Origin of the sequence: Azonexus sp. IMCC34842 (genome assembly GCF_050368855.1) — a bacterium.
Lineage (GTDB): Bacteria > Pseudomonadota > Gammaproteobacteria > Burkholderiales > Rhodocyclaceae > Azonexus > Azonexus denitrificans_A.
Genome location: NZ_CP178449.1, coordinates 4068329 through 4091687, shown reverse-complemented (window position 1 = coordinate 4091687; position 23359 = coordinate 4068329). Strand labels below are relative to the sequence as shown.

General features: G+C 64.4%; 27 protein-coding genes. 14 read left to right on the top strand and 13 right to left on the bottom strand.

Features of this window, described 5'->3' with window-relative positions; translation table 11 throughout:
* The 7 genes from ACLIKD_RS19505 (at position 1) to ACLIKD_RS19475 (ending at position 6240) form a co-directional block, all read left to right on the top strand.
* Entirely contained in the window at positions 1-978 is a 978-nt protein-coding gene (locus ACLIKD_RS19505; RefSeq protein ID WP_428826330.1) for a FecCD family ABC transporter permease, read from the top strand.
* Positions 975-1751, top strand: coding sequence for an ABC transporter ATP-binding protein (locus tag ACLIKD_RS19500; RefSeq protein ID WP_428826329.1), 777 nt, complete (start codon positions 975-977; stop codon positions 1749-1751). Before ACLIKD_RS19505 ends, ACLIKD_RS19500 begins: the two co-directional genes overlap by 4 nt.
* 25 nt (positions 1752-1776) lie before the next feature.
* Positions 1777-2574 (top strand): ABC transporter substrate-binding protein, encoded by a 798-nt coding sequence (locus tag ACLIKD_RS19495; RefSeq protein ID WP_428826328.1) that lies wholly within the window; start codon positions 1777-1779, stop codon positions 2572-2574.
* Positions 2571-3179 (top strand): cob(I)yrinic acid a,c-diamide adenosyltransferase, encoded by a 609-nt coding sequence (cobO, locus tag ACLIKD_RS19490; protein WP_428826327.1) that lies wholly within the window; start codon positions 2571-2573, stop codon positions 3177-3179. The genes ACLIKD_RS19495 and cobO overlap by 4 nt, the downstream gene beginning before the upstream one ends.
* Before the next feature lie 57 nt (positions 3180-3236).
* Positions 3237-4517: a cobyrinate a,c-diamide synthase gene (locus ACLIKD_RS19485; RefSeq protein WP_428826326.1), complete on the top strand. Its 1281-nt coding sequence runs from the start codon at positions 3237-3239 to the stop codon at positions 4515-4517.
* Between the two features lie 106 nt (positions 4518-4623).
* Positions 4624-5496, top strand: a complete 873-nt coding sequence (locus tag ACLIKD_RS19480; RefSeq protein ID WP_428826325.1) for a Tim44 domain-containing protein — start codon at positions 4624-4626, stop codon at positions 5494-5496.
* Between the two features lie 90 nt (positions 5497-5586).
* Positions 5587-6240, top strand: a complete 654-nt coding sequence (locus ACLIKD_RS19475) for an esterase/lipase family protein (protein WP_428826324.1) — start codon at positions 5587-5589, stop codon at positions 6238-6240.
* Here the strand turns inward: ACLIKD_RS19475 and ACLIKD_RS19470 are convergent.
* Positions 6224-7723, bottom strand: coding sequence for a protein adenylyltransferase SelO (locus ACLIKD_RS19470; RefSeq protein ID WP_428826323.1), 1500 nt, complete (start codon positions 7721-7723; stop codon positions 6224-6226). The genes ACLIKD_RS19475 and ACLIKD_RS19470 overlap by 17 nt on opposite strands.
* A gap of 139 nt (positions 7724-7862) precedes the next feature.
* Between ACLIKD_RS19470 and ACLIKD_RS19465 the strand changes: the two genes are divergently transcribed.
* Positions 7863-8081: a hypothetical protein gene (locus ACLIKD_RS19465; protein WP_428826322.1), complete on the top strand. Its 219-nt coding sequence runs from the start codon at positions 7863-7865 to the stop codon at positions 8079-8081.
* On the opposite strand, the gene ACLIKD_RS19460 is transcribed toward ACLIKD_RS19465, so the two are convergent.
* Together ACLIKD_RS19460 and queC are read right to left on the bottom strand one after the other, a co-directional pair.
* Positions 8078-9181: a YeeE/YedE family protein gene (locus ACLIKD_RS19460; protein WP_428826321.1), complete on the bottom strand. Its 1104-nt coding sequence runs from the start codon at positions 9179-9181 to the stop codon at positions 8078-8080. The genes ACLIKD_RS19465 and ACLIKD_RS19460 overlap by 4 nt on opposite strands.
* A 2-nt stretch (positions 9182-9183) precedes the next feature.
* On the bottom strand, positions 9184-9867 hold the full coding sequence (gene queC, locus ACLIKD_RS19455) for a 7-cyano-7-deazaguanine synthase QueC (protein ID WP_428826320.1): 684 nt from the start codon (positions 9865-9867) through the stop codon (positions 9184-9186).
* 96 nt (positions 9868-9963) lie between these two features.
* On the opposite strand from queC, the gene ACLIKD_RS19450 reads away from it, so the two are divergent.
* Genes ACLIKD_RS19450 through ACLIKD_RS19425 form a run of 6 tightly spaced genes read left to right on the top strand, consistent with a single transcriptional unit; the run spans position 9964 to position 14806 of the window.
* On the top strand, positions 9964-11130 hold the full coding sequence (locus tag ACLIKD_RS19450) for an ABC transporter substrate-binding protein (RefSeq protein ID WP_428826319.1): 1167 nt from the start codon (positions 9964-9966) through the stop codon (positions 11128-11130).
* A 22-nt stretch (positions 11131-11152) separates the two neighbouring features.
* Positions 11153-11482: a hypothetical protein gene (locus ACLIKD_RS19445; RefSeq protein WP_428826318.1), complete on the top strand. Its 330-nt coding sequence runs from the start codon at positions 11153-11155 to the stop codon at positions 11480-11482.
* 7 nt (positions 11483-11489) lie between these two features.
* Positions 11490-12404: a branched-chain amino acid ABC transporter permease gene (locus ACLIKD_RS19440; RefSeq protein ID WP_428826317.1), complete on the top strand. Its 915-nt coding sequence runs from the start codon at positions 11490-11492 to the stop codon at positions 12402-12404.
* The gene (locus ACLIKD_RS19435) at positions 12404-13351 is read left to right on the top strand and encodes a branched-chain amino acid ABC transporter permease (RefSeq protein ID WP_428826316.1); all 948 of its coding nucleotides are present in this window, start codon (positions 12404-12406) and stop codon (positions 13349-13351) included. Before ACLIKD_RS19440 ends, ACLIKD_RS19435 begins: the two co-directional genes overlap by 1 nt.
* Positions 13344-14099, top strand: coding sequence for an ABC transporter ATP-binding protein (locus ACLIKD_RS19430; protein WP_428826315.1), 756 nt, complete (start codon positions 13344-13346; stop codon positions 14097-14099). The genes ACLIKD_RS19435 and ACLIKD_RS19430 overlap by 8 nt, the downstream gene beginning before the upstream one ends.
* A complete protein-coding gene (locus tag ACLIKD_RS19425; RefSeq protein ID WP_428826314.1) occupies positions 14096-14806 on the top strand; it encodes an ABC transporter ATP-binding protein in 711 nt (236 codons plus the stop codon). The genes ACLIKD_RS19430 and ACLIKD_RS19425 overlap by 4 nt, the downstream gene beginning before the upstream one ends.
* Here ACLIKD_RS19425 and ACLIKD_RS19420 read toward each other — a convergent pair.
* The 10 genes from ACLIKD_RS19420 to ybgC all read right to left on the bottom strand — a co-directional run bounded on the left by ACLIKD_RS19420 (position 14803) and on the right by ybgC (position 23182).
* Entirely contained in the window at positions 14803-16986 is a 2184-nt protein-coding gene (locus ACLIKD_RS19420; RefSeq protein WP_428826313.1) for a sensor domain-containing protein, read from the bottom strand. The two genes, ACLIKD_RS19425 and ACLIKD_RS19420, sit on opposite strands and share 4 nt — an antisense overlap.
* 225 nt (positions 16987-17211) lie before the next feature.
* A complete protein-coding gene (locus ACLIKD_RS19415; protein WP_428826312.1) occupies positions 17212-17574 on the bottom strand; it encodes a PilZ domain-containing protein in 363 nt (120 codons plus the stop codon).
* Positions 17575-17588: 14 nt separating this feature from the next.
* Entirely contained in the window at positions 17589-18227 is a 639-nt protein-coding gene (gene queE, locus ACLIKD_RS19410) for a 7-carboxy-7-deazaguanine synthase QueE (protein ID WP_428826311.1), read from the bottom strand.
* Positions 18228-18968 carry a tol-pal system protein YbgF gene (gene ybgF / locus ACLIKD_RS19405; RefSeq protein WP_428826310.1) on the bottom strand — a complete coding sequence of 247 codons (741 nt, stop codon included), beginning with the start codon at positions 18966-18968 and terminating at the stop codon, positions 18228-18230.
* Positions 18969-18970: 2 nt separating this feature from the next.
* Entirely contained in the window at positions 18971-19513 is a 543-nt protein-coding gene (gene pal / locus ACLIKD_RS19400) for a peptidoglycan-associated lipoprotein Pal (protein WP_226417665.1), read from the bottom strand.
* Positions 19514-19531: 18 nt separating this feature from the next.
* Complete coding sequence (tolB, locus tag ACLIKD_RS19395; protein WP_428826309.1) at positions 19532-20806, bottom strand: Tol-Pal system beta propeller repeat protein TolB; 1275 nt, start codon at positions 20804-20806, stop codon at positions 19532-19534.
* A 31-nt stretch (positions 20807-20837) separates the two neighbouring features.
* A complete protein-coding gene (locus tag ACLIKD_RS19390; protein ID WP_428826308.1) occupies positions 20838-21653 on the bottom strand; it encodes an energy transducer TonB in 816 nt (271 codons plus the stop codon).
* A 6-nt stretch (positions 21654-21659) separates the two neighbouring features.
* Positions 21660-22061 (bottom strand): ExbD/TolR family protein, encoded by a 402-nt coding sequence (locus ACLIKD_RS19385; protein WP_226417668.1) that lies wholly within the window; start codon positions 22059-22061, stop codon positions 21660-21662.
* A 3-nt stretch (positions 22062-22064) separates the two neighbouring features.
* Positions 22065-22742, bottom strand: coding sequence for a protein TolQ (gene tolQ / locus ACLIKD_RS19380; protein WP_226417669.1), 678 nt, complete (start codon positions 22740-22742; stop codon positions 22065-22067).
* Positions 22739-23182, bottom strand: a complete 444-nt coding sequence (gene ybgC / locus ACLIKD_RS19375; protein WP_226417670.1) for a tol-pal system-associated acyl-CoA thioesterase — start codon at positions 23180-23182, stop codon at positions 22739-22741. The genes tolQ and ybgC overlap by 4 nt, the downstream gene beginning before the upstream one ends.
* Positions 23183-23359: the final 177 nt, after the last annotated feature.

Genomic DNA, 23359 nt, shown 5'->3' with positions numbered 1-23359 from the left:
ATGCCGTCCAGCCGTCGCGCCCTCCTGATCCTGACCAGCCTCGGCCTGCTCGCCGTGCTGAGCATCGGGCTGGCGTTGACGGTTGGCAGCTTGCAAATTCCCCCGATCGACGTCCTGGCGGCGCTGCTCGGGCAGGACGTGCCGGGCACCGACATCGTGCGCGAACTGCGCCTGCCGCGGGCGCTCGCCGGCTTCGCCTGCGGCGGCTTGCTGGCCCTGGCCGGGGCGCTGATGCAGGTGCTCCTGCGCAACCCGCTGGCCGACCCTTACGTGCTGGGCATTTCCGGCGGAGCCGGGGTGGGGGCGATGTTCGCCATCCTGCTCGGCCTGCCGGTACTCGGCATCGATGGCCTGGCATTTCTCGGCGCCCTCGGCGCCATGGTCATTGTTTTCGGCCTGGCGCACGGCGACGGCAGCTGGACGCAGACCCGCCTGCTGCTCACCGGCGTCATCGTCGCCGCCGGTTGCGGGGCGCTGGTCGCCCTGATGCTGGCGATCGCCCCGGAACACAAGTTGCGCGGCATGCTGTTCTGGCTGATGGGCGACCTTGGCCAAACCGGCCAGTGGTGGCCGGCCTTGCTGGCCCTGCTGGTCGCCCTGGTGCTGTGCATGCCCTTCGCCCGCGAACTCAACCTGCTGGCGCGCGGCATGATGCAGGCCCAGGCACTGGGCGTTGCGGTGGGCCGCTTGCGCTTTGCCATTTATCTGCTCGCCTCGCTGGCCACCGCCGCCTCGGTGACGACGGCCGGCTCGATCGGCTTCGTCGGCCTGGTCGTGCCGCATCTGGTGCGCCTCGCCACCGGCAACGACCAGCGCCTGCTGCTGCCGGCCTCGGTCCTGGCCGGCGGTTCGCTGCTGGTTCTGGCCGATACGCTGGCCCGGAGCCTGATCGCCCCGCAGCAACTGCCGGTCGGCGTGCTGACGGCGCTGATCGGCGTCCCGGTCTTCCTGTTCCTGCTGTCGAGGCATCCGCGATGAACGCCGCCCCGTTGATCGAAGCCCGGACGCTGAACCTGAGCATTGCCCAGCAACAGGTCTGTCTCGATCTGAATTTCTCGCTGCAGCCGGGCGAGCGGCTGGCCATTCTCGGCCGCAACGGGGCGGGCAAGTCGACGCTGCTTTCCGTGCTCGCCGGCCTGCGCGCCGCCGATACCGGCGAGGTCCTGCTCGGCGGCCAGACCTATGCCGAACTTGGCCCGCGCGAGGCGGCCCGCCGCCGCGGCTGGCTGGAACAGCGGCACAGCGATGCCTTTGCATCGACGGTGCTGGAAACCGTGCTGACCGGTCGCCACCCGCATCTCGGGCGCTGGGAGTGGGAAAGCGAGCGCGATGCCGAAATCGCCCGCGCCGCCTTGCACGCCGTCGGCTTGGCCGAACTGGAAAAACGCGAGGTGCAGACCTTGTCCGGCGGCGAACGGCAACGTCTGGCGGTCGCCACGCTGCTCACCCAGGCGGCCCCGCTCTACCTGCTCGACGAGCCGCTCGCCCATCTCGACCTCAATCACCAGATCGCCGTGCTCGAGCTGTTCGCTGCGGCAGCCCGCGACTGTGGGGCCGGCGTCATCATGGTGCTGCACGAACCGGCCCTGGCCTGGCGCTACTGCGACCGCGCCTTGCTGATCCACGGCGATGGCCGGCACGAACTCGGCCCGGTCCGCGAAATGCTGACCGCCGAACACCTCTCGGCGCTCTACCAGCACCCGCTGCAAGCCGTCGAAATCGATGGCCTGATCGGCTTCATTCCCCGCTGACCGCGCCGCCATTGCAAGGACTTTCATGCTTCCGCTGATCCGTATTCTCTCCTTTACCCTGCTCGGCATCGCTGCGCTGAGCGCCCAGGCCAGTTGTCCGCGCATCGTCAGTCAATCGCCTTACCTGAGCATCGCCCTCGACTGGCTTGGGCGCGGCGAATGCATCGTCGGCGTTTCGCGCTACGACAAGAAAGATTTGCCGCGCACCGGCGGAGTGGCCGACCCGGACGCGGCGGCCATCGCCGCCCTGCATCCCGATCTGCTGGTAACCTCGACGCTGACCAAGGCCGAGGTTCTGCAACAGGTCACGCCGGCTGGCGCCCGGGCGCTCCGCGTCGGCGGCTCGCGCTCGCTGGCCGAAACCGAACGGATGCTGAGCGACCTGGCCGAAGCGAGCGAGGCGCCTGATGGTCCGGCCCGCGTCAGGCAGTTCAGCCGCGAACTGCGCCAGCGCCTGGCCGATTTTCCCGGCCACGGCCGGCGCGTGCTGCTGCTTTCGGCCTGCGCCGAAAAACCTTATTCCTACAGCCGCAACACCGTGCTCGGCGACCTTGCCGAACAGGCCGGCCTGACCCTCGCCGATCCGGTCGACGGCATCCACCATCTCGACGACGGGCCAGGCAACGAAGGTATCCCGGCCCTGGTCGCCAGCAGCCACCCGGATCTCGTCATCAACTTCATCGCCACCTCGGCCAGCCAGTGCAATGCCGCCCTCGGCGCCTTGCCCGTGCCGCTGGTCATGCTCTCCGGTGACAATTTTTTCTACCCCGGCCCACGCCTGCTCGAAGGCCTGGACGAACTCAAGGAAGCGCTCAAGCCATGACCGAAACCCTGGATCAGGAATCCCGCCACGCCGCCCGCATGCAACGCAAAAAGGAAGTCGTCGACGGCAAGATCGCCGATGCCCAGGAAGAGCGCGGCGTGCTGGTGATCAACACCGGCAACGGCAAGGGCAAGTCGAGCGCCGCCTTCGGCGTGGTCGCCCGGACCCTCGGCCACGGCCTCAAGGTCGGCGTCGTGCAGTTCGTCAAAGGCCGCTCGGATACCGGCGAGGAAGCCTTTTTCCGCCAGCAGGCCGGGGTCAGCTGGCATGTCGGCGGCGAAGGTTTCACCTGGGAGACCCAGGACAAGGAGCGCGATGCCAAGGCGGCGCAGCACGCCTGGAGCGTCGCCTGCGGGCATCTGGCCAACCCGCAGATCGGCCTCGTCGTCCTCGACGAAATGACCTACGCCTTCAAGTACGGCTGGCTCGAACTCGATCCCGTGCTCGCCAAGCTGCTTGCCCGGCCGCCGATGCAGCACGTCATCATCACCGGCCGTGCGGCGCCGCAGGCGCTGCGTGATGCGGCCGACACAGTGAGCGACATCGGCATGGAAAAGCACGCCTTCCAGAGCGGCATCAAGGCCATGCCCGGCCTCGAGTTCTGAGCCAGCTTCGCTGAAAACGCCGGAGCGCCCTGCGCCGCCGCCAAGGAAACAAATCAAATGACCGCCTGTCCCGCCCTATTAATTGCCGCCGCCTCGTCCGGCCAAGGCAAAACTACCGTCACCGCCGCGCTGGCCCGGCTGCACGCCCGCCAGGGCCGGCGCGTCACCGTCTTCAAATGCGGCCCCGATTTTCTCGACCCGCAGATTCACGCGGTGGCCAGCGGTCGGCCGTGCCAGAACCTCGATCTCGGGATGTGCGGCGAAGGCGATGCGAGCTGGCGACTGAGCCGGGCCGCCGAGGACTCCGACCTGATCCTCGTCGAAGGCGTCATGGGGCTGTTCGACGGCACACCGTCGGCCGCCGATATTGCCTGCCGTTTCGACATTCCGGTGATGGCGATGATCGATGCCGGGGCAATGGCCCAGACCTTTGGCGCGGTGGCCCACGGCCTGGCCACCTATCGCCCCGGCCTGCCCTTTGCCGGGGTGCTGGCCAACCGGGTCGGCAGCGCCCACCATACCGAATTGCTGCGCGACAGCCGGCCGGCCGGCATGGGCTGGTTCGGCGCCCTGCCGCGCAACCCTGAGGCAGCGCTGCCCGAACGCCACCTCGGACTGCTGCAGGCAGCCGAAATCGACGATCTGGAAGGACGTCTCGACCGGCTGGCCGACGCGCTGGCCGCCACCGCGACAGTCGATCTGCCCGCCCCGATCGCCTTTGCCGACACCCCGCCACCGACCATTGCGCCGCTCCTGGCCGGCCGACGCATCGCCATCGCCCGCGATGCCGCCTACGGCTTCATCTATCCGGCCAACCTGGAAACGCTGAGCAGCCTCGGCGCCGAACTATGCTTCTTCTCGCCGCTCGCCGGCAATCCGCTGCCCAACTGCGACGCCATCTGGCTGCCCGGCGGCTATCCGGAGCTGCATGGCGCAACGCTGTCGGCCCGTGACGATCTGTGGTCGGCCTTGCGCGCCCATGTCGCAGCGGGCAAACCGCTGCTCGCCGAATGCGGCGGCATGATGAGCCTGTTCGCCGAAGTCACCGACAAGTCCGGCGCCACCCATCGGTTTGCCGGGCTGCTGCCGGGCCGGGCGGTGATGCAGCAGCGCCTGGCCGCCCTCGGCACGCAATTTGCCGAACTGCCGGAAGGCCGGCTGGCCGGCCACACTTTCCATTACTCGCAAAGCGAAACCCCGCTGCTGCCGCTGGTCCGGGCGAAAACCGCCGACGGCCGGGACGGCGAAGCGATCTTCCGGCAGCAACGGCTGACCGCCTCCTACGTGCATTTCTATTTCCCGTCCAATCCGGCCGCCGTCGCCGCCTTGTTCCACTAGCTCGACACTCCATTTTTCGCGAACACTAAGTGCGGATTATTGTAGTTTTTCCGGGGCCAAGACGCGGTTAGACTAGCGGCTGTAACTTTTCCACATGGAGACAACGATGAAGAATTTCGCTCTGATGGCCGCCGCCCTGATTCTCGGCTTTACGCTGAGCATCGGCGATGCCGAAGCCAAGCGCCTGGGTGGCGGCGGTTCGACCGGCATGCAACGCCAGTCGGTCGCCCCATCGGCAACCAAGCAACCGACACAAGCCGCACCGGCCACGCCGGCCGCCGCGCCGACCGCGCAACCCAAGCGTTCGTGGATGGGCCCGCTGGCCGGCCTCGCCGCCGGTCTTGGTCTAGCCGCTCTGGCCTCGCATTTCGGCTTCGGTGAAGGCCTGGCCAACATGATGATGATCGGCCTGCTGATCATGGCGGTGGTCATGGTGATCGGCTTCGTGATGCGCAAGAAGGCCGCGGCCAGTCAGCCGGGCGGCATGCAGTACGCCGGAGCCGGTTACGGTGGCGCGCAGCCGCCCAAGCCGGAATTCACCCCGGCCGGCGGTTCGACCTACGCCGCCGCGGCAGCCAACGAAAGCGCGGCGCCGAGCGGCTCCATCCCGGCCGATTTCGATGTCGATGGCTTTGTCCGTAACGCCAAGGTCAACTTCATCCGCCTGCAAGCTGCCAACGATGCCGGCAATCTCGACGACATCCGCGAATTCACCACGCCGGAAATGTTCGCCGAAATCAAGATGGGCATGGCCGAACGCGGTAGTGCAGCGCAGGAAACCGACGTCGTGCAGCTGAACGCCGAAGTCCTCGACGTTGCCGAAGAGGCCAGCCGCTATATCGTCAGCATCCGTTTCCACGGCCTGATCCGCGAAGAGAAGAACGCGCCGACCGGCCCGTTCGACGAAATCTGGAACATGACCAAGCCGCGCGACGGCAGCCGCGGCTGGACGCTGGCCGGTATCCAGCAAGTCCAGTAAGACGCACTGCCAAAGGCAAAGGGCCGGGGGAGCAATCCCGCCGGCCTTTTTTACGATCGTCGTTCACCGGCGCTAAGCGGAGCACTTGCAATGCCCATCGAGACTCCCGCCGCCTTACATGCGCTTTTCGTCCACGGCATGGGACGCTCGCCGCTTTCCGGCTGGCCGATGCTCTGGCATTTGCGGCGGGCCGGTATGCAGACCGACACGTTTGGCTACGCGACCAGTTTCGAGAGCTTCCCAGCCATCGCCGGGCGACTCGCCGCCCGCATTTCCCGCCTGGCCGGGCAGGGCGACTATGTTTTGATCGGCCACTCGCTGGGCGGCGTACTGATTCGTGCCGCCCTCGATGCCATGCCACCTGGCACCCGGCAACCGCACCGGGTATTCCTGCTGGGCTCGCCGATTGGCGCCTCCCGGCTGGCGAAATTGCTGCACGACCAGCCGCTTTACCGGCTACTGACCCGCGATTGCGGCCAATTGCTGGCTTCGGAACAACGGATGCAGCATGTGCCGGCGATTTCCGCACCGACCACCGGCATCTTCGGGGTGCGCGGCATTGCGGCAACGCGTGGGCCTTTCGCCGGCGAAGCCAATGACGGAGTCGTCGCCGTGGCGGAAATCAGCGCCGCATGGATCGGCGACGAAGTCCGCCTGCCGGTCGTTCACACCCTGTTGCCGGCCAGCCCGCTGGTCGCCCGGGCGATCCTGGCAAGACTTGCCGGAATCAACTCGAACAGCTGACTTCCAGGCCGCTTGCCCAGTCCGGCGGCAGGGCTGCGTAGTCTTCAAATTCGGGCTGCTCGTCATACGGCTTGCGCAGGCAGGCGAGGAGGCGCCGGACTTCCGAGAAATCCTTGTCCTTGGCCTGGCGGATAGCCTTTTCGGCCAGCCAGTTGCGCAGCACGTATTTCGGATTGGCGGCGCGCATCGCCGCCTGCCGCTCGCCATCCGGCCACGGCGTCTGGGCCAGTCTGGCCCGCCAGGTGGCCAGCCAGGCATCGCAGGCGGCGCGGTCGACAAACAGATCGCGCAACGGCGCATCGGTTTTTGCCGGGGTTTCGCCGTCAAGCACGGCCGGCAGTTTCGTCAGCGCGCGAAAGAACAGCGTGAAGTCCGGCCGATGCTGTTGCAGCAGACCGAAAGTTTCGCCGACGAAGTCCTCGTCGTCGGCCAGCCCGGAATGCAGGCCAAGCTTGCTGCGCATCAGGCGCTCGAAGCTTGCGCCGAAGGCATCGCCATAGGTTTCGTCGATCGCTTCGCGCGCCTGTTTCGGGCGCTTGATCAGCGGCAGAAAGGCATCGGCCAGGCAGTACAGGTTCCATTGCGCGACGTGCGGCTGGTTGCGGTAGGTGTAACGCCCCTGATGGTCGGAGTGATTGCAGATATGGCCGGCGTCGAACGCCTCCATGAAGCCGAACGGGCCGTAATCCAGGGTCAGGCCGAGGATGGACATATTGTCGGTGTTCATCACGCCGTGCATGAAGCCGACCGCCATCCACTGCGCCATCAGTTCGCCGGTCCGCCACGAGACGTCGCGCAGCAGGGCATCGTAGGGGTTGGCGGCAGCCCGGCATTCCGGGCGGAAGGTGTCGATGACGTAGTCGGCCAGTTGCTGCAGTTCGCTATGGCGGTCGCGCGAAGCCCAGTGCTCGAAGGAGCCGAAGCGCACGAAACCGGGCGCGACGCGGGTGACCACCGCCGCCGTCTCGATTTCCTCGCGGCGCACCGGCTGATCGGCACCGATCACGCAGAGCGCCCGCGTCGTCGGGATGCCGAGACCGGCCATCGCCTCGGAACAGAGAAACTCTCGGATCGAGGAGCGCAGCACGGCGCGCCCGTCGGCACCACGCGAGTAGGGGGTACGGCCGGCGCCCTTGAGCTGGATTTCCCAGTGGCCCTGCGGATTGCGCAGACCGCCGAGCAGATGCGCCCGGCCATCGCCCAACTGGCCGGCCCAGACACCGAACTGGTGGCCGGAATAGACGGCCGCCAGCGGGTCGGCCCCGGGCAGCGGCTGATTGCCGGCAAATATCTCGGCGAACTCCTGGGTTTCCAGCAAACCGGCCGGCAGGCCGATCAGCCCGGCCACTTCGGCGCTGCTGGCCACGACGTAGGGGGCCGGCAGGGGCTGCGGCGCGAGGCGGGTGTAGAAGGTCTCGGGCAGCGCGGCGAAGCTGTTGTCGAAGACGGGAAATTCAAGGGGCAGGGATTCCGGGGCGTTCATCGGCGGTTTTGTCTGGTTTCTGTCGAAAAAGTCGGGCGCTGATGGCATACAGCAAGTGGCATGCCGGCCGATCCCTTGTTCAGAACACAAAACTTGCCGATGGTTCGCGGATCGGCCCCGACTGGCGTAAACTCGCGCCATGCGCCGCTACCCGTTGTCTTTTATCGTCCTGAGCACACTCGGTGTGCTCTGTGCCATTCCCGGCGCGATCAGCCTCGCCGGCTTTGGCGCCAGCCTTCACCCGATCCTCGACGACCCGATGGCCGGTCTGGCCTTCATCGTTTCCGCCATCGCCCTGCTCGGCTCCGGCGCCTTTCCGCTGGTCATCGAGAAACTGCGCGAAGACGAGGCCGCTTAAGCCTCGCGCATCAGGCGCCAGTACTGGAATTTCAGCATCGCCGCCGCACCGGTGACGATGGACAGGAAAGTGATGATCGACCCGACGGCCAGCGTCGAAAAGCCGGAAATGCCCTGCCCAACCGTGCAGCCCATGGCGATCACGCCACCGAAACCCATCAGCGCCGCACCGATCAGGTGGCTGGCGGTGTCTTCGACACTGGCGAAGCCTTCCCAGCGGAAACTGCGGGTGATCAGGGCCCAGCAGGCAGAGCCGGCGATGACGCCGAGCACCGAGGCGATGCCGATGGTCAGTTTGCGGCTGGTATCCGACCACAGCATCAGCAGTTCCAGCGCATAGGCCTGCGGGGCGACGAAAGTCAGCGACTCCATCCGCCCACTGTTGGTCGCCAGGAAGGCTTCCTCCAGCGTTTCCGGGTGTTCGGCGACATAGCCGAGATGGCCGCTGACGTACCAGGCGGCAACGACGGCCAGCCCGACGCCCAACCCGCCGAGCAGGTTATCGACGGTCCAGAAATCGCGTTTCAGCAGAGAGAAGGCGGTCAGCCCGCCGCCGATGGCGATGACGGCCAGCAGAAAGGCCGTTTGCGGCGCCATGCCGGCTGCCGTCAGCAACGCCGGTAGATCCTGCCCGGTCGGCAGCGTGAACGCCACCTTTTCCAGCACATTGACCCGGAAGTAGCCGAGAAAACCGCGCATGGTCATGTAGGCGACCAGACCGAGGACGAGAAAGACGACCACCGACTTGAGGTTGCCGGTACCGATCCGGATCAGCGTCTTCGAGCCACAACCGGAGGCGAGGACCATGCCGATGCCGAAGGTCAGCCCGCCGACGATGTAGGACAGCCAGGTAAAGTTGGGCGTCCGGTAGATCGACTTGCCGAGATCGATCAGGCCGGCGGCATGCAGTGCGGCCGAACCGAGAATCGCCACGCCGATGGCCAGCAGCCACATCCGCATCCGGCCCCAGTCGCGCATATTGACGATGTCGGAAACGGCCCCCATGGTGCAGAAATGGGTCTTCTGGGCGATCGCGCCAAACATGAAGGACACCGCAAAACTCAGCCAGAGTACGGTATTCGGGGAAACGTCAGAGTCCATGATCAGCGACGGTAAGTGGTTGGATCGGGCAGGCCGGCGGCGGTGAAGCCCTCGGCGCGCAGGCGGCACGAATCGCAGACGCCGCAAGCCCGGCCGAGTTCATCGGCCTGATAGCACGAGACGGTCAGGCCGTAATCGACGCCCAGCGCGGCGCCGGTACGGATGATGTCGGCCTTGGAAAGATCGATCAACGGCGCGTGAATCGACAGTCTGCCGCCCTCGCCTTCGACACCGGCACGGGTAGCCAGATTGGCCATCTTCTCGAAGGCGGCGATGAATTCCGGCCGGCAATCCGGGTAACCGGAATAGTCGACCGCATTGACCCCGACGAAAATGTCGCGGCTGCCCAGCACCTCGGACCAGGCCATCGCCAGCGACAGCATGATGGTGTTGCGGGCCGGCACGTAGGTGACGGGAATGCCCGGCTGGACACCATCAACCGGGACGGCGATGGTGCTGTCGGTGAGCGCCGAACCGCCGAACTGGGCGAGCCCGAGATTGAGGATGCGGTGCTCGGTGGCCCCAAGCGCCTGTGCCACCCGTTCGGCCGCCTGCAGTTCGGCGCAGTGGCGCTGACCGTAGTTGAACGACAGGCAATACGAGGCAAAGCCCTGGCTGCGGGCGATGGCGAGGCAAGTGGCGGAATCGAGTCCACCGGAAAGGAGAACGACGGCTGGCTTCATCATGGGGCGCGAATATACCCGAAAATCGCCCGGTTTTGAGCCGGTATCTGCTTGTTCCTAGGCTACAATTTGCCGCTTTCGACCGTTCCGGAGATTTCGATGTCGCTTCGCCTGACTACCCTCGCCGCAGCGCTGCTGCTTGCCAGCTCCGTTCATGCCGCCGAGCAGATCAAGGTCGGTCTGCTGTCCACACTGTCCGGCCCGGGGGCCGGACTCGGGGTCGACATCCGCGACGGTTTCAATCTGGCGATAAAACACCTGAACGGCAAACTGGGCGGCCTGCCGGCCGAGGTACTGATCGCCGACGACCAGCAGAATCCCGACGTCGCCAAGCAGACGGCCGACAAATTCCTGAAGAAGGACAAGGTCGACTTCATGACCGGCATTGTCTTCTCCAACCTGATGCTGGCAGTCGGCCCGACGGTTTTCGAGAACAAGACCTTCTACATCTCGGCCAACGCCGGCCCCTCGCAATACGCCGGCGAGCAGTGCAATCCCTACTTCTTCAACGTCGCCTGGCAGAACGACAATCTCCACGAAGCCGTCGGTAAGACCGTCCAGGACAAGGGCTTCAAGAATGTCGTGATCGTCACCCCGAACTACCCGGGCGGCAAGGATGCGGTCGCCGGCTTCAAGCGCTATTACAAGGGCAAAGTGGCCGACGAGATCTACACCAAGCTCGGTCAGCTCGACTACGCCGCCGAACTGGCACAGATCCGCGCCACCAAGCCGGACGCCCTGTTCTTCTTCCTGCCGGGCGGCATGGGCATCAACTTCGTCAAGCAGTTCGTCGCCGCCGGCCTGTCGCGCGACACCCAACTGTTCGCTCCCGGCTTCTCGGCCGACGAGGACATCATCAAGGCGGTCGGCGCCCCGATGATGGGCATGTTCAACTCGTCGCACTGGGCGCACGACATGGACAACGTCGAAAACAAGCGTTTCGTCGCCGACTTCCAGAAGGAATTCGGTCGCCTGCCGTCGCTCTACGCCTCGCAAGGTTACGACGCCGCGCTGATGATGGATGCAGCGGTGCGCGACGTGAAGGGCAAGGTCGACGACAAGGCGGCGCTGCAAAAGGCCCTGGAAGCCAAGCGCTTCAAGTCGGTGCGCGGCGATTTCAAGTTCAACACCAACCACTACCCGGTGCAGAACTACTACCTGCGCGCCATCAGCAAGGATGCGACCGGCCGGGTGACCAACAAGACCATGGGAACCATCTTCACCAATCATGCTGACGCCTACGTGGCGCAGTGCAAGATGAAGTGAAACGGAACCGTTTCTGGAGTCCTTGCTGCTGCCATTTCTGTTCGCCGTCCCGGTCGCTTTCGCCGGGACGCTCTGGCGCCTGTGGCAGTTGCTGACCTTGCGACTGCCACAAAAACCGGTATGCCGGTGGACACGCATTGTCCTGACCATGCTACATGCTGGCCTGGCCAGCTGGCTGGTGTACATGGCCGCTCGATGCATCTGGCCGTACGCATGCGGCGAAGGATTCGCGGCGGGCTTTGCGGCCGGTGCGGTCGGCGTCATGGCGGCCTTCTGGACGCTATTCTGGCTGCTCACCGAAGGACTGATGCTGCTCTGCCGCACTGAGCGCGACAAAACCTGCGCCAATTAACGAAACCATGTTGCAACTGTTTCTCGAACAAACCCTCAACGGCCTGCAATTCGGCCTGATGCTCTTCCTCCTCGCCGCCGGGCTGACGCTCGTCTTCGGCATCATGGACTGCATCAACCTGGCGCATGGCTCGCTCTACATGGTCGGGGCTTACTTCGTTGCGGCTGCCGCCCAGGCCGCCGATTCGTTCTGGATCGGCCTCGGCGCCGGCGTCGCCGGGGCGGCCGTGCTCGGCCTTTTGCTCGAGTTGGCGCTGTTCCGCCAGTTGTACAAGCGCGACCACCTGTCGCAGGTGCTTGCCACTTTCGCCCTGATCCTGATCGCCAACGAGGCGGTGCGCATGCTCTGGGGCGCCCAGCCGGTGCTGCTCAACCCGCCGGACGCGCTAGCCGGCCCAGTGGAAATCGGCGGCTTCTTCTACCCGGCCTACCGGCTGGTCATCATTGCCTTCGGCCTGGCCGTCGCCGGCCTGCTTTACCTGCTCGTGGCGAAAAGCCGGGTCGGCATGTGGGTCCGCGCCGGCGCTTCGAATCGGGAAATGACCGAAGCCCTCGGCATCAACGTCCGGAACCTGTTCACCGCCGTCTTCGTCTTCGGCGCCGCCCTCTGCGCGCTGGCCGGCGGCCTGCTCGGGCCGCTGCTCGCGGTGCAGGTCGGCATGGGCGAAAGTGTGCTGATCCTTGCCTTCGTCGTCATCATCATCGGCGGCATCGGCTCGATCCGCGGCGCGCTGGTCGGCAGCCTGATCGTCGGCACCGTCGACACGCTCGGCCGGGCGCTCTTGCCGACCCTGCTGCGCGCCGCCTTGCCGGCCGATGCCGCGGCGACGCTCGGGCCGACGCTGGCCTCGATCCTGATCTACCTGCTGATGGCCGGCATCCTGTTCTTCAAGCCGCAAGGCTTGTTTCCGGCGCGCGCCTGATGGCCTTCTACCGTCCCGCCACCTACCAGAGACCGCTCGCCATCACGCTGCTGATCGCCCTGTTCGCCCTGCCCACGGCGCTCACCGCCGGCGGCCAGGAGTTCTACATCAGCTTCGCCAGCCGGGTGCTGATCTTCGCGCTGGCGGCGACCAGCCTGAACCTGGTGCTCGGTTTCGGCGGCATGTTCTCGCTCGGCCACGCCGCCTTTTTCGGGGCCGGCGCCTACGCCGCAGCGATCTGCATGAGCAGCGGCATTACCGACGCCTTACTCGCCTTGCCGCTGGCGATGGCCGCCGCCGGCCTGCTGGCGCTGATCATCGGCGCCCTCAGCCTGCGCACGCGCGGCGTCTATTTCATCATGATCACGCTGGCCTTCGCCCAGATGGCCTATTACCTGTTCATCTCGGCACGCAGCTGGGGCGGCGACGACGGCTTGCCGCTGGCCGGCCGGATGACCCTCGGCGGGCTCAGCCTGGGCAGCGACAGCGCCTTGTATTACGCCGCGCTGGCTTGCCTGGCGCTGGTCATCGCTTTTCTCGGGCGTCTGGCCGAGGCGCGCTTCGGCCGGGTGATCCAGGCCATCCGGGAAAACGAGACGCGGATGGAAGCGCTCGGCTACCCGGTGTTCCGCTATCGCCTGATCTGCTTTGCCCTCGGCGGGGCGCTGGCCGGATTGGCCGGGGCGCTGCTCGCCAACCTGACCGGCCTGGCCAGCCCCAACCTGCTGCAGTGGATGCAATCCGGCACGCTGCTGGTCATGGTCATCATCGGCGGCGTCGGCTACCTGTACGGCGGCGTGGTCGGCGCAGTGGTGCTGTTGAGTCTCGAGGAGGGACTGTCCGGCCTGACCGTGCACTGGCATATCGGCCTGGGCGTGCTGCTGCTCGGCATCGTGCTGTTTGCGCCGCGCGGCGTCGCTGCGCTGTTCGGAAAACGTCATGACTGAGCCACTGCTCGACGTTCGCCGCTTGTCGCGCCGCTTTGCCGCGGTGGACGCGCTGCAGGCGGTCAATTTCAGCGTCGACGCCGGCGAGGTGCATGCGCTGATCGGCCCCAACGGCGCCGGCAAGACCACCTTCATTCACCATGTCTCCGGCGCCCTGCAGCCCGATTCGGGCAGCGTTCATTTCGCCGGCCGCGATGTCACGAAACTCGCCATGCACCAGCGCGTCGCCGCCGGCATGGCCCGTTCCTACCAGATCAGCAACGTCTTCCTCGGCCTCTCGGCCCTCGACAACGTGGCACTGGCCGTTCAGGGCAGGGCGGATGCCGGCAGCAGCTTCCGTTTCTGGAAAGCGGTTCGCGATGACCGCCGCCTGTTCGACGAGGCCCACGCCTTTCTCGCCCAGGTCGGCCTCGACGAACGCTGCGCCAGCCTGGCCGGCAACCTCGCCCATGGCGAGCAACGGGCGCTGGAGTTGGCAATGGCCCTGGCGACCCAGCCGAAGCTGCTGTTGCTCGACGAGCCGATGGCCGGCACCGGCCCGGAAGAATCGGCGCGCATGGTCGACCTGATCGAACAGCTCGCCCGCCACGTCACCATCCTGCTCGTCGAGCACGACATGGACGCGGTATTCCGGCTGGCCGACCGCATTTCGGTCCTGGTCAACGGCCGACTGATCTGCACCGGCACGCCGGAAGCGGTACGCGCCGACCCGGAAGTCCGCCGTGCCTACCTGGGAGACCATCTGTGAGCGCCTTGCTCGAAGTCAGCGGACTGGAAGTCGCCTATGGCCCGAGCCAGGTGCTGTTCGGCCTCGACCTGACGATGCCGGAAGGCGCCGCGGCTACCCTGCTCGGCCGCAACGGCATGGGCAAGACCACCACCTTGCGTGCCATCTGCGGCCTGCAGCCGATCACAGCGGGCAGCATCCGCTTTGCCGGCGAATCGATAGTCGGCTGGCGCCCCGACCGGATCGGCCGCGCCGGCATCGCGTTGGTCCCGGAAGGCCGGCAGTGCTTTCCTAACCTGACGGTCGATGAACATCTGGTGGCCTTCTGCGCCAACCGCCGGGGCCTTGCCGAGCCATGGACGCCGGCCCGGGTCTATGAGCTGTTCCCGCGCCTGCGGGAGCGGGCGAAAAATCTCGGCAACCAGCTTTCCGGCGGCGAGCAGCAGATGCTGGCGATCGGCCGGGCGCTGGTCACCAACCCGCGCCTGCTGATTCTCGACGAGGCCAGCGAAGGCCTCGCGCCACTGATCCGGGAAGAAATCTGGACCTGCCTGGCTCGCCTGCGGGCGACCGGGCAAAGCATATTGGTGATCGACAAATACGTCGAAAAGCTGATCGCCCTAGCCGACCAACACACCATCATCGAGCGTGGTCAGGTCGTCTGGCAGGGCGCCTCAGCCGAGCTCGATGCCGATCACGGCATCTGGCATCGCTATCTCGGCATCTAGTCGGCCGGTCCGGCCAGTTTGTCGAGCCGCTGCTCGAATTCGGCAAAAGGCATCGGCCGACCGAACAGGTAGCCCTGGAAGAAGCGACAACCGTGCTCGACCAGGAAGCCATGCTGCCCGTCCTCCTCGACCCCCTCGGCCACGACGTTCAGGCGCAAGGCGTTGCCCATGGCGATGATGGCCCGGACAATCGCCGCGTCGTCGGGATCGCTGGTGATATCGCGGATGAAGGAACGATCGACCTTGAGCTGCTCGAAGGGAAAGCGTTTCAGATAGGCCAGCGAGGCATAGCCGGTACCGAAGTCGTCGAGCGAAAAACGGACCCCGAGCTGGCGCAGCGCCTGCATCTTGACCACCACCTCCTCGACATTGTCGAGCAGCAGGCTTTCCGTCAGCTCCAGCTTGAGTAGCTGCGGGCTGGCCCCATGGCGGGCCAGCGCGGCGCTGACCTGGTCGACGAAATCGGCCTGGCGGAACTGGCGGGCACTGACATTGACCGCCATGAACAACTCGCGGGTTGGCTCGTCGGCCGCCCAGCGCCGCAACGCGGCGCAAGCCGTATCGAGCACCCACAGACCGATCGGCACGATCAGCCCGGTTTCCTCGGCCAACGGGATGAAATCGTTCGGCGCGACCATCGCCTGCCCGGGCGGTTGCCAGCGGAGCAGGGCTTCGCCGCCAATCAGCCGACGTGCCGAATCGACCTGCGGCTGGACATAAAGCAGGAATTCGTCACGGGCCAGCGCGTTGCGCAAACCGCCCTCCAGCCCGGCGCGTTCGTCGAGCGCCGTTTGCATCGCGTCGTCAAAAAAGCGGATGGCGTTGCGTCCGGCATCCTTGGCCTTGTACAAGGCGATGTCGGCCTGCTTCATCAGCACGTCCAGGCTCTTGTCCTGGGCGCGGAACAGGCTGATCCCGATGCTTGCCGAGCGGAAATATTCGGTATCGTCCTGCAGGATGTAGGGGCGGCACAGTTCGCTGCGTATTTTCTCGGCTACCGTTTCGGCCTGCACGCCTGCCGCTCCCGGATCGCTGCCGAGTTCCTCAAGCATCACGACGAACTCGTCACCGCCCTGGCGTGCCGCGGTGTCGCCTTCGCGAATGCAGGCTTTCAGGCGCTGGGCGACTTCGACCAACAGGCGATCGCCGAATTCGTGGCCGAGCGTGTCGTTGAGCGTTTTGAAATGATCCAGATCGATGATGAGCAAGGCGCCATACTGACTGTTGCGCTTGCCGGTCTGCCGCGCCTTGTCGAGACGATTGAGCAGGAGCCGCCGATTGGGCAGCGCGGTCAGCGGGTCATAGAACGCCAGATGGTGGATTTCGGATTCCGCCACCTTGAGGTTGCTGATGTCGGAAAACGTGCTGACGTAATTAGTCAGCTTGCCCTGGTCATCGTAAACGGCGCTAATCGTCAGCCATTCCGGGTAGACCTCGCCACCTTTGCGACGATTCCAGATTTCACCCTGCCAGTGCCGCGTCTGCTCCAGCGAACGCCACATCTCCAGGTAAAAGCTCGCATCCTGACGACCGGACTTGAGCAGGCTGGGCAGTCGGCCAATCGCCTCTTCCGGCGCGTAGCCGGTCAGCTTGGTGAAGGCCGGGTTGACCCGCAGGATGCGCCGGCGGGCGTCGGTCACCATGATCGCCGCCTGCGACTCGAAAGCCGTCGCCGCAATGCGCAATTCCTGCTCGAGGTGTCGGCGCTCGCTGATATCGGAGGCGATGCCGAGATAGCCTTGGACGCTGCCGCTCGAATCGCGTAACGCGGTGATCGCCAAATTGACCGGAAATTGCGAGCCGTCCTTCCGGACATAGGTCCAATCGCTTTCGTCCGACTCGCTGTCTTCAAGTCGGGCAGTGAACACTTCGAATTCGCCGGCTATTGCACGATTCAGTTCGGACGACAGCATCTCGGCCCGGGCGACGACCTCTTCCGGCAGGTGGAACAGGGCCGGGCTGCTTTTGCCGACCACCTCATCCCAACTGTAGCCAAGCATCTTCTGGGCGGCGCTGTTGAAATAGACGATGGTCCCGGCCACATCGGTCGCGATGATGGCATGCGCGGCGTTTTCAAGAATGGCATGCTGCACGATGCAAATTTCGGGCAGTCGAATATCCGGCGCAATGACGATATCCGCCGGGCAGCCTTGCGGCAAGAACAAGCGATCGTTGGTCATTGCCAAGCCCGGCCGGTCAGCCAGTTTGCCCGCTCAACGCGCACTACCATTGAAATCCGGTAAATATTCTGCATGAGTCAGCCCCCCTCCTGTATCGCCTGCTTCCCCCCTGGGCAATCGGCGACGCAGCGACTATGACATATCAGGAATACTCCTTGCAACCGAAAAGCCCGGCAGGCAAGGATCTCCGGCCTTAGGACGCAATTGCGACCGGCCGGCGTCCGGTCAGAGTCTGGTAAGCAGCGAGAGCTCGCGTTCGAGCAAGGCTTCGTCACCCAGATTGAGGGCAACCAGGCGACGCAGGTGGGTCACGCTGTCGAGATCGATTTCCCGGCAGGCCAGTCCGTAAAGATCGCCCTGGTGATGAACGATGGTCACTTCCATGCTGATGCTGGCGCCGGTTTCGTCGAGCCGGATCTTCAGGGTGCCCTTGCTGCCGAGGGTGGCGAAAAATCCGCCGGCCGGCCGAATCAAGGCTCCTTTCAACGACAGGTCGACCAGTTCCACCGGGCTATCGCTGCCGGCAAGAAAGAGATGCGCATCACTATGGAAGTGAACACGTGAAAACTGGCGGCGGTTCTGGGTCATTTTTGTCTCCGTCCTTATTTGCCTTTGATGTTACCCCAAAGCAGTTTGTGCAACTGCATCTGAAAGCGCACATTCAGGCCGTCTTCAAGAATCCACTCGGCCAGGGCTCGCGCCTCGACGAGTCCTTGCGCCGGCGACAGCAGCACCGAGCACAATTGGTCGAGGCGGTGCTCGCGCAGAACCTGACGCGCCCATTCGTAATCGGCCCGCGAGGCAATGACGATTTTGATCTCGTCGCGCGGCTGCAAGACGGCGAGATTTTCCCAACGATTCTTCGCCGACTCGCCGGAATCCGGCGCCTTGAGATCCATGATGCGCGAAACGCGCGGATCGACCGGCGCAATGTCGAGCGCCCCCGAGGTTTCCAGCGAAACATCGTAACCGGCATCGGACAAGGCGCTGAGCAGCGGCAGGCAGTCCTTCTGGGAAAGCGGTTCGCCGCCGGTCACGCAAACCTGGCGAACCGGATATTTGGCGACTTCGGCGAGCACCGATTCGATGCTCGCCGGCTCGCCGCCGGTGAAACTGTACGTCGTATCGCACCACACGCAGCGGAGCGGACAACCGGTCAGGCGGACGAAAACGGTCGGCAGGCCGACCCGCGTTGCCTCCCCTTGCAGGGAGTAGAAAATTTCGGTGATGCGCAGCGCCACTTACTTCTTCTTCAGGCGTTGTTGCGCCGATTCGGCAGCTGGGGTGTTGGGATACTTGGCGATCACGGTTTCCAGCGAACGCTTGGTGCCGGTCGGGTTGCCGAGCTCCTGCTGGCAGGTGGCAATGGCCAGCCAGGCATCCGGCGCCTTGGCGTTGTCGGCGTACTTGGTGGTGACCACGCTCTGCGCCTCGATCGCCTTGGTGCAGTTGCGCTGGGCATACCAGGCATTACCCAGCCAGTATTGGGCATTGGGCGCCAGCGAACTGTCCGGATATTTCTGGACAAAGGTCGCGAAGGCGGCACCGGCCTCCTTGTATTTGGCGGCCTTGAACTGGTTCAGCGCCGCCTCGTATTCCTGGCCTTCGCGGGCCGGGTCGCCGGTCGGCTTGGTATTCGCCGCGCCGGCCGGATCGGCCCCGGCGTTGCCGCCGGTCTGCGGCTCCAGCTTGCGTAGCCGGGTGTCGAGATCAAGGTAAAAATCCTGCTGGCGCTTCTTGGCTGTTTCCAGCTCGTAATTGAGCGTCTCGACCTGGCCGCGCAGGCGGGCAATTTCCTCCGCCTGGCGCTGGATCTGTCCGGACAGTTCGAGCTGGCCACGGGCCTGCTGGTCGAATCGCGCCTCCGTCTTGATGCTCAGATCGGTGACCTGACGACGTGCTTCCGTGTCGTCAAAAACGCCGGCCTGGGCCGATACGGAACCCAGCGCGGCAAGCAAAAGGGCGATTCGAACCGGCTGCATCGTTAGAACTCGCCGCGGCCGTCGGCAGCCTTGTACAGGATGTCGGCACGACGGTTTTCAGCCCAGGCGCTTTCGTCGCTGCCCGGATTCTTCGGCTTTTCCTCGCCGAGGCTGACCGACTCGACCTGGTCTTCACGGGCGCCGAGCAGGACCAGCGAACGCTTCACTGCATCGGCGCGCTTCTGGCCGAGCGACAGGTTGTATTCGCGGCTGCCGCGCTCGTCGGTATTGCCCTGGAGCAGCACCTTGAAGCCCTTGTTGGTGACCAGGTACTTGGCGTGGGCCGCGACCAGATCCTTGTATTCGTCCTTGACGTCGTACTTGTCGAGATCGAAGTAGATGCTGCGCTGGGAGAGCTTGCTCTTCGGATCGGTCAATTCACGCGGCAGGCCGCTGGCATCGAGGCCATCGGCGACAACCGAGGCGACACCGGTACCGGAACCACTGCGCGATTCAACCGGGGCACCGCCTTCGTCAGGAATCGGGGTCGAGCTGCAACCGAGGATAAAGGCGGAGATCAGAGCGGGGATAAGTAGTTTTTTCATGGTGTTCTCGTATGAGGATTACTTGATGAATGGACCCCAGGCCGGTTCGCGTACATCACCTGCGGCGACCGAAAGGCGTTGTTTGATCCTGCCATCGCTGGAAACAGCCGATAGTACGCCGCGCCCGCCGGTTTCTGTGGCGATCAGGATCATGCGGCTGTTGGGTGCAAAACTGGGCGATTCGTCTTTATTGGAGTCGGTCAGCACCTGCACCTGGCGGTTGGCCAGATCCATGGCGGCGAGCTGAAAACGACCTTCGCGACGGGTGATGAAGGCCAGCGTCTTGCCATCGGCCGAGGGCCGCGGCGAGACGTTGTAATTGCCTTCGAAGCTGACGCGCTGGGCATCGCCACCGCCGGCCCCCATCCGGTAAATCTGCGGGCTGCCGCCGCGGTCGGAGGTGAAATAGATGCTGGCGCCATCCGCCGAGTAACGCGGTTCGGTATCGATGCCCGCCGACTGAGTCAGGCGCTGCGGGGCGCCGCTGCCATCGGCATTGACCGAATAGATCTGCGAATTGCCGTCCTTCGACAGCACCACGGCCAGCTTGCGACCATCCGGCGCCCAGGCTGGGGCGGAATTCGAGCCTTTCTGGTTGGCGACGATGTAACGCTGCCCGGTGGCCAGCGAATGAACATAGATGATCGGCTTCTTCTTCTCGAAGGAAACATAGGCCAGCTTGCTGCCATCCGGCGACCAGGTCGGCGAAATGATCGGTTCGATCGAGCTCAGCGCGGTCGCCGCCCCCTGGCCGTCAGCATCGGCGACCTGAAGCAGGAAACGGCCACGGGTCTTGACGACGTAGGCGATGCGGGTCGAAAACACGCCCTTTTCGCCGGTCAGCTTTTCGTAGATGAAATCGGCGATCCGGTGACCGGCGGCGCGTAGCTGTTCGTTGCCGGTGACATAGGCGGCGCCGCCCAGCGATACGGCTTTCTGCGTGTCGTATAGACGGAAGCGGGCTTCCATCCGGCCATCCGGGCTGCGCCCGATGCTGCCGGCGGCCAGCGCGTCGGCCCCCTTGCTCTTCCAGTCGGCGTGATTGACCGGCGAATTCTCGTCGAGCGCGGCGCCGGTCGTATCGACCAGCTTGAACAGGCCGCTGCGTTCAAGGTCGGAACGGACGGTCGAACTGACGACGCGCGAGGCGGCACCGTCGCCGACAAAATCGGCAATTGCCACCGGGATGCGGTTGGCGCCGGCGCCGGTAATTTCGATGGAAAGCTGGGCCTGGGCAAGTCCTGTGGTCAGCAGAGCCAAGGTCAGAAAAACACGACGGGATATACGATGCATGTTGTTCATTTTCAATAAGTTTCGCGCGATTTTACTCTTCATTGGGCTTGTATTTTATTTCCAGCGTGCGCTGGAACAAGGACGGATCGTCCGGCTTGGGCAATGGCGAAGATTTGCGAATGGCACGCTCGATGGCACCGTCCAGTGCCGGATTGCCGCTCGAACGCTTGAGTTTGACGGCCAGCACTTCGCCGGACGGTAATTGATCGACTTCGAAAATCGCTTCCGGGTTCCCCTGGATGCTCGGCGGCAGCGCAATATTGCCGCGAATCTTGCCGCGAATCTTGGCCGAGTAATCGGCCAGTCCGCGCTTGTTCGAGGAAGCGCGTTGCTCGGCCTCGGCCGCCGCGGCATTGGCCATATGCTGGGTACTCGGACGGGCTTTCAGGTTGGACGTCTCGCGCGCCAGTTCCTTGTCGAAATCGAACTTCGGCGGGTCCGGTTTCTTCACTTCGGGTTTGGCCTCGGGCTTCTTCGGCTCCGGCTTGACTTCCGGTTTCTTCGGCTCGGGCTTGGGCGGTTCCGGTTTCTTGGGTTCCGGCTTGAGCGGCTTCTTTTCTTCCTTGACCACGATATCCGGCTTCTTGGGCGGCGGCGGCTCGGGTTTCGGCTCGACCTTGGGCAGCGGTTTCGGCTCCGGCTTCACCTCCGGCTCGGGCGGCGGTGGCGGCGGCACGAACTGGGCCGGCATCGGCCGGCTCGACCACAGCTCGACTTCCATCACCTCCGGCGCGCTGCGCTTCCACTGCACGCCAAGGAAGAGCGCGGCAATCAGCCCGACGTGCACCAGCAGGGTGAACGCCAACGCGTATTTTTTGCCCGGCTCTTCGCGTATCTCGTCGATCATTGAGTGCTATTTGCTGCCGGTTTCCAGGCCAACCTTCTGAAACCCGGCCCGCTTGGCCTCGTCGAGTACCTCGATGACGTTCTTGTACTGGGTTTCCTTGGCCCCGGCGACGAGAATCGCCACCTTTTCGTCAGCCTCCTTGAGGATCGCCAGCTCGGCTTTCAGCTCCTTGATGCCCTTGACCTGCTTTTCCTTGCCGTCGACGTCGAAAACCGACAGGGCGCCATCGTCCTTGATCTGCACCTTGACGTATTTGTCCGGCTTCTGCGGTGCCGTGCTGGAACTTGGCAAGTCCACCGAACCGGTCGTCATCATCGGCGTGGCCACCATGAAGATGACGAGCAGCACGAGCATCACGTCGATATACGGGACAACGTTGATTTCGTTTTTCAGGCGACGCTGGCGCATGGCTTAACGCATCTGCCGTTGCAGGATATTGGAGAACTCTTCCATGAACGACTCGTAACGCGTCGCCAGTCGATCGATGTCGTGGGCGAAGCGGTTGTAGGCGAGCACGGCGGGAATGGCGGCAAACAGGCCGATGGCGGTGGCCACCAGCGCTTCGGCGATACCGGGGGCGACCGACGCCAGGGTTGCCTGGCCGACGTTGGAGAGGCCGCGGAAGGCGTGCATGATGCCCCAGACCGTGCCGAACAGGCCGATGTAGGGCGAAACGGAACCGACCGAAGCAAGAAAGGCGAGGTGGGCTTCCAGCGCATCGAGTTCGCGCTGATAGGTGGCGCGCATGGCGCGACGCGAGCCATCGACCACATCTTTCGGGTCGAGATTCTTCTGGCCCTTGAGCTTGGTGAATTCGCGGAAGCCCGACTCGAAGATGCGTTCCATCGAACCGGCATGGTGCCGATCATTGACCGCGCTGTTGAACAGATTGTTCAGATCGCCACCGGACCAGAAATCGCGCTCGAAATTTTCGGTCTTGGTGCGGGCCAGGCGCACGGCAAACCACTTCATGAAAATGTAATACCAGGACATGAAGGAAACGCCGGCCAGCAAGGCCATCACGGCCTGGACGACGGCGCTGGCTTCGAGAATCAGATGGAGGATGGAAAGATCCTGGGTGACGTTCATTTAAGAGCTTCCAGTTTGCGGTGCAGGAAATCGGGGATGGCGGAAGGCGTCATGGTCGCCATGTTGACGCAGGCAATTTCGACGGTGCCGGTGACCAGTTCATCGGCGCCGCGGCGCACATGCTGGCGAAAGACAACGCGGACGCGGGTCAGTTTTTCCACTTCGAGGCCGACGATCAGTTCGTCGTCGAGGCGGGCCGGCTTCAGGTATTCGCAACTGGCCTTGCGCGCCACGAAGCCGATGCCGGCTTCACTGGCCAGTTGCGACTGGTCGTGGCCGGCAAAACGCATCCACTCGGTGCGGCAGCGCTCGAAGAATTTCAGGTAATTGGCGTAATAGACCACACCGCCGGCGTCGGTATCCTCGTAATAGACGCGAACGGGGATAGAAAACGCGTTGGGCTTCGGCTCGTATTTCATCTTGGTGATTTTACCTTGCATTGCAGCATCGTTTTGTAACAAGGTGTTTCCGTACTATGGTTAATGCATATCCAGCGCCCGCAAGAAAGCGGATGCCGATCCCAAAGTAACGCCGCGCGACGGAATCGGATGACTACCCGATCCGGATAGCGGGCAACCGAGATGGCGCTCCGGGCAAGCTTCCCACATAATATGGCA

Bases quoted from the DNA above. Each gene is read 5' to 3' on its own strand.
- ACLIKD_RS19505 (WP_428826330.1), top strand. From the start codon at position 1: ATGCCGTCCAGCCGTCGCGCCCTCCTGATCCTGACCAGCCTCGGCCTG.
- ACLIKD_RS19500 (WP_428826329.1), top strand. From the start codon at position 975: ATGAACGCCGCCCCGTTGATCGAAGCCCGGACGCTGAACCTGAGCATT.
- ACLIKD_RS19495 (WP_428826328.1), top strand. From the start codon at position 1,777: ATGCTTCCGCTGATCCGTATTCTCTCCTTTACCCTGCTCGGCATCGCT.
- cobO (WP_428826327.1), top strand. From the start codon at position 2,571: ATGACCGAAACCCTGGATCAGGAATCCCGCCACGCCGCCCGCATGCAA.
- ACLIKD_RS19485 (WP_428826326.1), top strand. From the start codon at position 3,237: ATGACCGCCTGTCCCGCCCTATTAATTGCCGCCGCCTCGTCCGGCCAA.
- ACLIKD_RS19480 (WP_428826325.1), top strand. From the start codon at position 4,624: ATGAAGAATTTCGCTCTGATGGCCGCCGCCCTGATTCTCGGCTTTACG.
- ACLIKD_RS19475 (WP_428826324.1), top strand. From the start codon at position 5,587: ATGCCCATCGAGACTCCCGCCGCCTTACATGCGCTTTTCGTCCACGGC.
- ACLIKD_RS19470 (WP_428826323.1), bottom strand. From the start codon at position 7,723: ATGAACGCCCCGGAATCCCTGCCCCTTGAATTTCCCGTCTTCGACAAC.
- ACLIKD_RS19465 (WP_428826322.1), top strand. From the start codon at position 7,863: ATGCGCCGCTACCCGTTGTCTTTTATCGTCCTGAGCACACTCGGTGTG.
- ACLIKD_RS19460 (WP_428826321.1), bottom strand. From the start codon at position 9,181: ATGGACTCTGACGTTTCCCCGAATACCGTACTCTGGCTGAGTTTTGCG.
- queC (WP_428826320.1), bottom strand. From the start codon at position 9,867: ATGATGAAGCCAGCCGTCGTTCTCCTTTCCGGTGGACTCGATTCCGCC.
- ACLIKD_RS19450 (WP_428826319.1), top strand. From the start codon at position 9,964: ATGTCGCTTCGCCTGACTACCCTCGCCGCAGCGCTGCTGCTTGCCAGC.
- ACLIKD_RS19440 (WP_428826317.1), top strand. From the start codon at position 11,490: ATGTTGCAACTGTTTCTCGAACAAACCCTCAACGGCCTGCAATTCGGC.
- ACLIKD_RS19435 (WP_428826316.1), top strand. From the start codon at position 12,404: ATGGCCTTCTACCGTCCCGCCACCTACCAGAGACCGCTCGCCATCACG.
- ACLIKD_RS19430 (WP_428826315.1), top strand. From the start codon at position 13,344: ATGACTGAGCCACTGCTCGACGTTCGCCGCTTGTCGCGCCGCTTTGCC.
- ACLIKD_RS19420 (WP_428826313.1), bottom strand. From the start codon at position 16,986: ATGACCAACGATCGCTTGTTCTTGCCGCAAGGCTGCCCGGCGGATATC.
- ACLIKD_RS19415 (WP_428826312.1), bottom strand. From the start codon at position 17,574: ATGACCCAGAACCGCCGCCAGTTTTCACGTGTTCACTTCCATAGTGAT.
- ybgF (WP_428826310.1), bottom strand. From the start codon at position 18,968: ATGCAGCCGGTTCGAATCGCCCTTTTGCTTGCCGCGCTGGGTTCCGTA.
- pal (WP_226417665.1), bottom strand. From the start codon at position 19,513: ATGAAAAAACTACTTATCCCCGCTCTGATCTCCGCCTTTATCCTCGGT.
- tolB (WP_428826309.1), bottom strand. From the start codon at position 20,806: ATGCATCGTATATCCCGTCGTGTTTTTCTGACCTTGGCTCTGCTGACC.
- ACLIKD_RS19390 (WP_428826308.1), bottom strand. From the start codon at position 21,653: ATGATCGACGAGATACGCGAAGAGCCGGGCAAAAAATACGCGTTGGCG.
- ACLIKD_RS19385 (WP_226417668.1), bottom strand. From the start codon at position 22,061: ATGCGCCAGCGTCGCCTGAAAAACGAAATCAACGTTGTCCCGTATATC.
- tolQ (WP_226417669.1), bottom strand. From the start codon at position 22,742: ATGAACGTCACCCAGGATCTTTCCATCCTCCATCTGATTCTCGAAGCC.
- ybgC (WP_226417670.1), bottom strand. From the start codon at position 23,182: ATGCAAGGTAAAATCACCAAGATGAAATACGAGCCGAAGCCCAACGCG.